Origin of the sequence: Colwellia sp. C1TZA3, from assembly GCF_007954265.1 — a bacterium.
In the GTDB taxonomy this organism is placed as follows: domain Bacteria; phylum Pseudomonadota; class Gammaproteobacteria; order Enterobacterales; family Alteromonadaceae; genus Cognaticolwellia.
In genome coordinates this window covers 45,045-54,895 of record NZ_VOLS01000028.1, presented here as the reverse complement: position 1 = coordinate 54,895, position 9,851 = coordinate 45,045, and the positions used below count along the sequence as shown (strand labels likewise).

At 38.4% G+C, this 9,851-nt stretch carries 7 protein-coding genes; all 7 read left to right on the top strand.

Annotated features, from left to right (window positions below):
• Positions 1-479 precede the first annotated feature (479 nt).
• The 7 genes from ESZ39_RS09990 to puuE all read left to right on the top strand — a co-directional run bounded on the left by ESZ39_RS09990 (position 480) and on the right by puuE (position 9,828).
• Complete coding sequence (locus ESZ39_RS09990; protein WP_146879767.1) at positions 480-2,174, top strand: NAD-dependent malic enzyme; 1,695 nt, start codon at positions 480-482, stop codon at positions 2,172-2,174.
• Between the two features lie 512 nt (positions 2,175-2,686).
• On the top strand, positions 2,687-3,388 hold the full coding sequence (locus tag ESZ39_RS09985; RefSeq protein ID WP_191321751.1) for a GntR family transcriptional regulator: 702 nt from the start codon (positions 2,687-2,689) through the stop codon (positions 3,386-3,388).
• 38 nt (positions 3,389-3,426) lie between these two features.
• Complete coding sequence (locus ESZ39_RS09980; RefSeq protein WP_146879765.1) at positions 3,427-4,092, top strand: TetR/AcrR family transcriptional regulator; 666 nt, start codon at positions 3,427-3,429, stop codon at positions 4,090-4,092.
• Positions 4,093-4,578: 486 nt separating this feature from the next.
• Positions 4,579-5,790 carry a urate hydroxylase PuuD gene (locus ESZ39_RS09975; RefSeq protein WP_146879764.1) on the top strand — a complete coding sequence of 404 codons (1,212 nt, stop codon included), beginning with the start codon at positions 4,579-4,581 and terminating at the stop codon, positions 5,788-5,790.
• Positions 5,791-5,992: 202 nt separating this feature from the next.
• Positions 5,993-6,730: an outer membrane protein OmpK gene (locus ESZ39_RS09970; RefSeq protein ID WP_146879763.1), complete on the top strand. Its 738-nt coding sequence runs from the start codon at positions 5,993-5,995 to the stop codon at positions 6,728-6,730.
• A 28-nt stretch (positions 6,731-6,758) separates the two neighbouring features.
• Entirely contained in the window at positions 6,759-8,108 is a 1,350-nt protein-coding gene (locus ESZ39_RS09965) for a uracil-xanthine permease family protein (RefSeq protein WP_146879762.1), read from the top strand.
• Between the two features lie 799 nt (positions 8,109-8,907).
• On the top strand, positions 8,908-9,828 hold the full coding sequence (gene puuE, locus ESZ39_RS09960) for an allantoinase PuuE (protein WP_223270333.1): 921 nt from the start codon (positions 8,908-8,910) through the stop codon (positions 9,826-9,828).
• Positions 9,829-9,851: the final 23 nt, after the last annotated feature.

Here is a 9,851-nt window from a genome sequence, read left to right as displayed (position 1 = left end):
TGCGCAGGAAAAATAATTCAAGGTAAGGCGCTCGATTGAGCAATAGCTGGCTATTGGGAGTGAGAGCAACACAGCCTTGAGCTATTTTAACTAGTACAAGTGAGCAATAACTTAATGGGATTGGTATAATAGCCTACTAATGAATTAGTGGGCTATTTTTTTGTTTTTAATTTGACCAGTTTATAAGGCTGTTATTAGTAACTTAAAATAACAGCTTGAAATTTAATGTCATCATTGTTTTTTTATAAGGCTAAGGAATATGCTGTGTTATGGGATAAGTTGTGCCGTAATTTAGTTTAAAAGCACTGAGTTTAACTACTTATAGCACAATTTCATCTGCAACTTGGGACGGTTAGTTGATGTTTAGCTAATTTAAACGATTATCTTGATATCAAGATAATCGTTTGCTATCTTGATATCAAGATAATGTGAATGCAACTATTCTACCTTTAAACCTTCCAACAAGAGTTATATCAACAATGAGTGATAATCAATCTTCAAATTATTTATATATTCCACATTCAGGCCCTTCCTTACTTGAAGCACCATTGTTAAACAAAGGTAGTGCATTTACTGAGGTAGAACGAAAAAACTTCAATTTACTAGGCTTATTACCGCCGCGCTACGAGTCGATAGAAGAGCAAGTTGAAAGAGCTTATATGCAATACAAAAGTTTTGATCAGCCGATAAATAAGCATATTTATTTACGTGCTATTCAAGATAATAATGAAACCTTGTTCTTTCGTTTAGTCCAAGATCATATTGAAGAGATGTTACCAATTATTTATACCCCAACGGTAGGCGATGCTTGCGAAAAGTTTTCTGATATTTATCGCTCTTCCAGAGGCTTGTTTATAAGTTATCAAGACCGTCACATGATTGATGATATTCTACGTAATGCCACGAAGCGAAATGTCAAAGTGATCGTAGTCACTGATGGCGAGCGAATTCTAGGACTTGGCGATCAAGGCATTGGTGGTATGGGCATTCCTATTGGTAAACTTTCCTTATATACCGCCTGTGGTGGTATTAGCCCAGCTTATACCTTACCGGTGATGTTAGATGTTGGCACTAATAATAAAAAACTATTAAACGATCCTATGTATATGGGCGCTAAGCATGAACGTATCGGCCAACCTGAGTATGATGAATTCTTAGATCTATTTATTCAAGCAATTCAACGCCGTTGGCCAGAAGTGATGATTCAGTTTGAAGATTTTGCTCAGCCCAATGCCATGCCGCTACTTAAGCGCTATAGAGATACCGTGTGTTGTTTTAATGATGACATTCAGGGCACTGCAGCGGTTACGCTAGGCACTATTTTGGCGGCGTGTCGAACTCGCAACACTAAGCTTTCTGAGATGAAAGTGGTTTTTGTGGGTGGGGGCTCTGCAGGCTGTGGTATTGCTGAAATGCTAATCCAGCAAATGTGCTTTGAAGGTCTGAGTGATTTAGAAGCCCGTAAACATATATTTATGGTCGACAGATACGGTTTGTTAACGCAAGGGATGACGGATTTGCGTGATTTTCAAAGTGCCTTGCAACAACCGTTATCGGCACTTGAAGATTGGCAATATAGTTCAGAATATCCAGCGTTAATTGATGTGATTAATTGTGCTAAACCTGAGATATTAATTGGTGTTTCAGGCCAGTCAGGTTTGTTTACTGAACAAGTGGTACGTAGCATGAAGCTGCATTGTGACCTACCGATTATTTTTCCGCTGAGTAATCCTTCTCGACAAGTGGAAGCGACACCAGCACAAATTATTGCATGGACTGATGCCGAGGTTGTTGTAGCCACCGGTAGTCCATTTGAGCCAGTGATTCATAATGGTAAACTTATTCATATTGCACAATGTAACAACAGTTATATTTTCCCTGGTATTGGTTTAGGTGTGCTCGCTTGTAGTGCGCGCCTTATTAGTGATGAAATGTTGATGGCTGCCAGTAATGCACTTGCTGACGCTTCGCCACAAGCTAAAAATGTTAATGCGGCATTATTGCCACCCATGACCGATATCGGCGAACTGAGCCGTAGCATCGCCTTTGCCGTGGCAAAAGTAGCGATGGAGCAACAACTGGCCTTACCTTTATCTGATGAGGCCTTGTTGGCTGAAATTGAGGCTAATTTCTGGCAAGCTGAATATAGAGCCTATAAACGAGTATCAATATAGTTGTAGACCGGTTATTGCTTTAACGTGTAGAACTATATCGTAAGTTTATTCCTTTAAAATAGCTTGTCAGCGTCATGCTTGATGATAAATAACTAATATCTAAGGAGCTTATGTCTATGATGTTATGTCTAGAATTTGCTTTATAAGGAGCTTAAAATAGGGTGGCTTTTAAGCTCCAACATGTTGTTTAAGCCCTTAATCGGGTAACTGCATATTGAAGTGAAATGGGTTAGATCAATTTCTGTAAAACAAAGCACAGTTGCAAAAATTGCTATTTTTGACGCTAGCATCCAGCTTCGCTCTCTCTTTACTATCTTGAGTGTCGCTGGCAATCGATGACTGTATTTAAGCTTTCTTGCCGTTTACTAAGCTGAACCTTGCAGTGGATCAGTTATTTACCTAAGCAACTAATCGTTTTAATTGTTATTGAAACGAGCATATTAAGATAGTTTGGGTATATACTACGTGCTTGAATGTTTGGTATAAATTGGTCTGTCGTACTTAGGAATGTGATGAAAGAGAAGTTAAAAACTGACAAAAAGCAGAAAAAAATAAGTGATAAAGAAATATATCAAGAAATTTTCGATGCCATTTTGTCGTTTCGTTTACGCCCAGGTACTCGGCTTACAGAAGATAATCTATCAAAAATATTTAATGTTGGACGCACGACTATTCGTAGTGCTTTGTTGCGACTTTCACAAGATCATATTATTGAAATAGAGCCTAATAAAGGCGCTTTTATTGCCAGTCCAACCGTTAAACAAGCGAAGGATATTCTTGACGCGCGAAAAATGATTGAAGTGGCTATTGTCAAAGATGTCATTAAATATGCGACCGCTACTGATTATGATTTACTTAGAAGAATTGTTAAAGCTGAGCAAGATAATATTGATCATGAACACATTGTTGAGAGTATTCAGTTAGGGGGCGACTTTCATTTAATGTTAGCGAAAATATCAAAAAATGCTACGCTTGAGCGCATTATTACGACCTTAATACCGCAAACATCTTTAGTTATTGTGCTTTACGAGCAGCCAGATGCGCCAAAATGCTCGCACTTTGAGCATTTCGAATTAATTGACGTGATGCAAAAAGGTCAAATCGAAAAAGCAACTGAGCTCATGTATAGACACGTAGAAGGTATTGAAGCGCGTTTAAAGTTAGAAGATAAAGAACCTGCGGGTGATTTAGTTGATATTTTTAAAAAACGTTAGAACATGAGTGATTTTAAACAAAGTAAATTGAACCCGATATGGCCAAAATAAAAATTAATGGTGACACGCTTGGCAGCTCTCATCAAAAAACACGTTTGCATAATAAGCATAAAATATTAGCGGCTGCTGCTCAAGAGTTTAAGCAATATGGCTTTAGTGGTGCTTCCATATCACGTATTGCAGAAACTGCAAAGTTGCCAAGAACCAATATTCATTACTATTTTAACAACAAGTTAGCCTTGTACGGCGCAGTGCTGAGTAATATTATAGAGCTATGGAATCAGTCGTTTGCTAATACCAACTCAAACGATGATCCCGCTCAAGCCATTGCAAACTATATTGACGCTAAAATAGAGTATTCACGCATTAATCCTACCGCGTCGATCATATTTGCCAGTGAGATATTGCATGGCGCACCTTATTTAAGTCAATACTTACAAACTGACTTTAAGCATTGGATTGCTGAAAAAGCTAAGGTTATTGAAGCTTGGCAAGCGCAAGGTAAAATAGACAAAATATCAGCTTATCACTTGTTGTTTACTATTTGGGGAGCGACTCAGCATTATGCTAACTTTGCTGTTGAAATTGAAGCTGCCCTTGAGCGACCGCTCAGTAAAGCAGACTTTGAGGAAGCGAAAAGAACCATAAAACATATTATTTTAAAAGGCTGCGGCATGTCATATCAAGAGCATTTAGGCACTTAAAAACAGTTTTTAATTTTTAAATTTTTGCTAAACCCCCTTTAATACCACGTTATTAAAGGGGGTTTTTATTGCCAAAAAAATAAACTGCCTTTAGTGTCATGTAATTGCATGCATGATTGTTGACAATGTGTTTTTTATTTCATATGCTAGGCAAATATTGATTAATGAACACTTAATAAGTGGCAACTGAGGTGCTGATTCAAAGCACGAGTAATCTACCCATTTCGTTGTTATTAATTCTCTGCTCTGTGTCAAATAAATAATTATTTATAAAGAGTAGTAAAAATATTTTTCATAAATTTATTTAACGCTGTGCCACCACTGAAATTAAGCTTATTTTGATAATTAGCACAGTATGCAACATAAACTAAAACACACTAAACCAAGGTTAATTATTGTAGTTAATCAGGTTACTCACATTGACAGGTATTAGGCGGCTTAAAAAAGTCACTAACACTATAATCGTTGCTTAAAAGGAGCAGACAATTGGAAGCGTATTTTTTTGACGTATTAAATTTTTTAGTACGCAGTCTTCATATTATTACGGGTATTGCATGGATTGGAGCATCATTCTATTTTGTCATGCTAGATAACTCGTTAAGTGCGCCAAAAAAGTCTACTGATGTTGAAAATGGCATGTTTGGTGAGCTTTGGGCTGTACATGGCGGTGGCTTTTATCATTCACAAAAATATATGCTTGGACCTAAAAATGACAAGTTAGATGATAATCTGCACTGGTCAAAATGGGAAGCTTACAGCACTTGGATCAGTGGTTTCTTCTTAATGGCCATTGTTTACTGGTATGGCGCGGACATTTACCTTATTGACCCTCAAATAGCCGACATGTCTCAAAGCACAGCAATTTTAATCAGTCTTGGCTTTATGTTTGGTGGCTATATTATTTACGACTTTTTGTGTAAATCTGCACTAGCAAAAAACGATTTAGTCTTGGGTATTGTTATCTTTGTCCTGGTTTCAATAGCCGCTTATGTATTAACCCACATTTTTAGTGGCCGTGGCGCATTTATGACCTTTGGTGCAATGCTCGGTACTATCATGGCAGCGAGTGTGTTTTTTGTCATCATTCCGGGCCAAAAGCAAATGGTTGAAAGATTAAGAGCGGGTGAAAAAGTTGATTCTGCTCCCGGTATCGCTGGCAGACAACGCTCAGTTCACAACACTTATTTTACCTTACCTGTAATATTTGTGATGATTAGTAATCACTATGCGATGACCTATAGCCATGAGTACAATTGGTTAATATTAATGGGTATTTCTATGGCCGGTGCCTTGATTCGTGTCTTCTTTGTTTCACGTCACGGACCAGGTAAACCCTTTACCGGTGCGCTGATTGCCGCTTTTGTCATTATGGCTGCTGTTATTTGGGCTATGGCACCTAAAACGCTAGCAACAAACCTAGACTCGTCAGTAGCTGCAGTCGAGTTTTCTCAAGTTGAAACTATTATTGAGCAACGCTGTGCCTCATGTCATGCTCAAAAGCCAACTTATCCTGGCTTTGCCGCTGCACCAAAAGGCTACATGTACGACACACCACAACAAATTAAAGCGCAAGCTGCACAGATATACCAACAAGCTGTTGTACTTAAAGCCATGCCTATTGGTAACTTAACCGGTATTACAGATGAAGAACGTGCGGTGCTAGGTACCTGGTATCAACAACTACAAGCTGCAAAATAGTTTATTAAGCACTTTTCATTAACTTGAAAAGTGCTTTGTGTAAAAAAGTCAAAAGTCAAAAAGTAGTACAAAACAAAACAAAACAAAACAAAACAAAACAAAACAAAACAAAACAAAACAAAACAACAAAACAACAAAACAACAAAAAACAACAAAAAAACACAACAACAAAATAACAACACAACAAAAGCGAGAATAAAAAATGAATAAAATAACTACAGCTATTGCTACCTCGACCCTTTTAGTTGGTTTAGTCGGCGCAGCAGTAACAGCACATGCCTCAGTATGGAGCTCTACTAAAGTAGAAGGTTTATATGGCCAAGACTATGCGCGCGGATTTAATGGTGCAGATAAAGACGAAGCTATTTTTACCTTTGCCAATGCAACAGGTTTTACTTGGGGTGATACTTATTTATTCGTCGATGTGACTAACATCAATCATGCGGATGATACCAGTGGCACACATCTGGAATTTGGTCCTCGTTATCGCTTTTTTAAGCCTGAAAATAATAGCGTAGTTAAAGGTGTTTACGGTATTGTTCAAGCTGATATGACCTCTAACCGATTTACTACCAAGATAGTTAAAATGGCAGGTGCGAGTTTAGATTGGAACATACCTGGCTTTAAGTTTGTAAAAACGCACGTGCAATACCGTAATGACCCAACGAAAGAGGGTAGCTCGGTACAATTTAATTTAGTTTGGAATAAGTCGTTTACCATCAGTGACCAGAACTTTTCATTTGAAGGCTTTTTAGATTGGACTTCAGGAGAAGGTGAAGGTTTTGGTAGCGAATCAAATGTGCTTGTTCAACCTCAACTTTTATGGCATGCGAATAAAAGCCTTGCAGTAGGCGTAGAGTATCAGTACTGGAAAAACCGTTTAGGTATTGAAGGCCGTGACGAGTCAGTTCCACAAATCATGGTACGTTGGACATTTTAGTCTGCCGATCTAAACGAGGAAATTTTTTATGTCTAATTCATCTGTAGGAACACCTGAGCAATGTCGTGATCCTGAGTACATGCCGCCTTTAAAGGTGGCTATACCATTAGGTATTCAACATGTACTTGCTATGTTTGTCGCGAACATAACTCCGGCTATCATTATTGCTGGCGCAGCGGGCTTTGGTTTTGGCTCTAATTCACCTGACTTCCCAATGATGTTATACATGATGCAAATGTGTATGTTATTAGCGGGTGCCACAACCTTGCTACAAACTATAGGTGCAGGACCAGTTGGCGCTAGATTACCGATAGTGCAAGGTACTAGCTTTGCTTTTATCCCCATTTTAATTCCATTAGTTGCCGGTAAAGGTGTTGATGCTATGGCAGCGGTTACTGGTGGTATCTTAATTGGTGGTTTATTCCAAGCTTGTTTAGCTCCGTTAGTAGGACGCTTACGTTTTGCCTTACCGCCTTTAGTCACCGGTTTAATTGTGACTATGATTGGCCTGTCTTTATTGAAAGTCGGCATTCAATACGCAGCGGGTGGTGTACCTGCTATCGGCACAGCAGAATATGGCTCATTACAAAACTGGGGTGTTGCTAGTGTTGTTATTGTAGTGACGCTAGGTCTTAAATTTTTTACTAAAGGCTTTTTGTCAGTATCATCAATTTTGCTAGGCTTGTTAGCGGGTTACGCGGTAGCTTATTCCATTGGTATGGTGAACTTTGATAATGTTGGCCGAGCGTCTACCTTCGCTATGCCTAAAATACTGCCATTTGGTATTGAGTTTACGGTTGCTGCCGTACTCGGTATCGTTTTAATGGCCTTTATTTCTGCGATTGAAACGGTTGGTGACGTATCAGGTATCACTAAAGGTGGCGCTGACCGTGAAGCCACTGATACTGAAATCAAAGGCGCTACTTATGCTGATGGTTTGGGTACGGCATTTTCATCAATCTTTGGTGGTTTACCAAATACCTCATTCTCACAAAACGTTGGTTTAATTGCTATGACACGAGTGATGAGCCGACATGTCGCTACTATTGGTGCAATATTCCTTATTATATGTGGCTTTATTCCTAAAGTAGGCGCGATTATTTCAACCATTCCAATTGAAGTATTAGGTGGTGGTGTTATTTTAATGTTTGGTATGGTGGCATCGTCAGGTATGAAAATGCTTGCAGACGTCGACTGGACTAGCCGTAACATGGTGATATTTGCTATATCATTGTCGTTAGGTTTTGGTTTAATGCTTGAGCCTGGTGCTTTACAGCATATGCCAAGTACCGCTAAAGCGTTATTGTCGACAGGTTTATTACCGGCAGCATTTATTGCTATTATTCTTAACCTTATCGTACCTAACGAACCCGACTAAGTTTAAAGAAGGCTAGTTTATCTTGATACACTAGCCTTAATTAATTTCTTAATTCGATTTACTTTGCTTTACTTTAGCTAAGTTGACATAGCTTTAGCGAAACAGCTTAAGACAATTTATCGAACAATAAATCTAAAAACTTATTGTTTGATAATATTAGCTTCACCACTAACACCTGATGTAACAACTAGAAAATAATCAAGCAGAAAATTTGTAAAAATGACCTCAGCACTCTGCTGCAGTTGGTTTTAAATGTATTTAGCCGTTTGAAGAAACCTAAGTATTGCTTTGACTAGATAGACCATAACGAGCTAAAAGTGTTGTTTGGGCAGTAATAGCCTAAAACACAGAATAGTCATCTATTGACTACCTAAAGATATTTTAAATAAACCAACCTTAACTCGTGGGTTAAATAAGGTGCAAGGAAAGCCCATAAACTCATCGACATCATTGCTAATACGTCACCAACACAAGCTTTTTTTAATCGTTGATGTGGTAAATATAAAATGCTGTTAGCGTGAATTAATCTAAGTAATAAACGCTCTGATTTAACGAAAAGTTACCGTGATTTGGCCAGTTATTTGATGATTAAAGAGTGCAAACATTAAGAATATAAACGTTTTTACAGGCAGATAAATTTTCAAGCTTTTGTGATTAACGGTCAACAAGGCTTTAATTCTCTGGGGTGTTTAGCACATGAGGCTAGGCTCCATAAACGACCGTATTTATGTTGTTCAAAGGGCTGGTCCTGCAGGCAACGATGAAAAATTAGCAATCAAACTATTGAGTTGACATTGATATGACACCAGTAAATATGAATAATTATCCTAGAGACATGAAAGGCTATGGCCAGCAAGTTCCTAAGGCTAATTGGCCTAACAAGGCAAAAATAGCGGTTCAATTTGTTATAAATTACGAAGAAGGTGCAGAGAATTGTATCTTGCATGGCGATAAAGCTTCTGAAACATTTTTATCTGAAATCATTGGTGCGCTACCGTTTGAAAATGAACGCCATATGAATATGGAATCTTTTTATGAATTTGGTAGTAGAGCGGGCTTTTGGCGCTTACATCGATTATTCACCGAGCGTAAAGTCCCAGTTACCGTTTTTGGTGTCGCTATGGCGATGCAGAGAAATCCAGAAGCTGTAGAAGCGATGTTAAAGGCTGACTGGGAAATTGCCAGTCACGGTTACCGATGGATTGATTATCAAAAAGTAGCCATTGAAACAGAGCGTGAACATTTACAAAAAGCCATTGAAATTCATCAACAAATGACCGGTAAAAAGCCCAAGGGTTGGTATTTAGGGCGAATGAGTGAGAATACTCGACAACTGGTTTTGGAAGAAGAGTCATTTTTATATGACTCGGACAGTTATGCTGATGACTTACCTTATTTTATTGACGGGATCAAAAAACCGCATTTAATTGTGCCTTATACCCTTGATGTAAATGATATGCGCTTTGCAAGTCCACAAGGTTTTAATGCCGGCGATCAGTTTTTTAATTACTTAAAAGACACCTTTGATACTTTATATGCCGAAGGATCATACGCACCTAAAATGATGTCAATAGGCCTACATTGTCGCATCATAGGTCGACCAGGACGGTTTGCAAGTTTAGTGAGGTTTCTTGACTATGTGGAACAGTTTAACGATGTATGGTTATGTCGCAGACAAGATATTGCCGAGCACTGGGTAGAGCATCATAGTGTTAAGTAAAGTCCCTAGCACAAGCGTTTAGA

What these genes read in the sequence shown, in the direction of transcription:
- ESZ39_RS09980 (WP_146879765.1), top strand. Translation starts at nt 3,427, where the DNA reads ATGGCCAAAATAAAAATTAATGGTGACACGCTTGGCAGCTCTCATCAA.
- ESZ39_RS09970 (WP_146879763.1), top strand. Translation starts at nt 5,993, where the DNA reads ATGAATAAAATAACTACAGCTATTGCTACCTCGACCCTTTTAGTTGGT.
- ESZ39_RS09990 (WP_146879767.1), top strand. Translation starts at nt 480, where the DNA reads ATGAGTGATAATCAATCTTCAAATTATTTATATATTCCACATTCAGGC.
- ESZ39_RS09965 (WP_146879762.1), top strand. Translation starts at nt 6,759, where the DNA reads ATGTCTAATTCATCTGTAGGAACACCTGAGCAATGTCGTGATCCTGAG.
- puuE (WP_223270333.1), top strand. Translation starts at nt 8,908, where the DNA reads ATGACACCAGTAAATATGAATAATTATCCTAGAGACATGAAAGGCTAT.
- ESZ39_RS09985 (WP_191321751.1), top strand. Translation starts at nt 2,687, where the DNA reads ATGAAAGAGAAGTTAAAAACTGACAAAAAGCAGAAAAAAATAAGTGAT.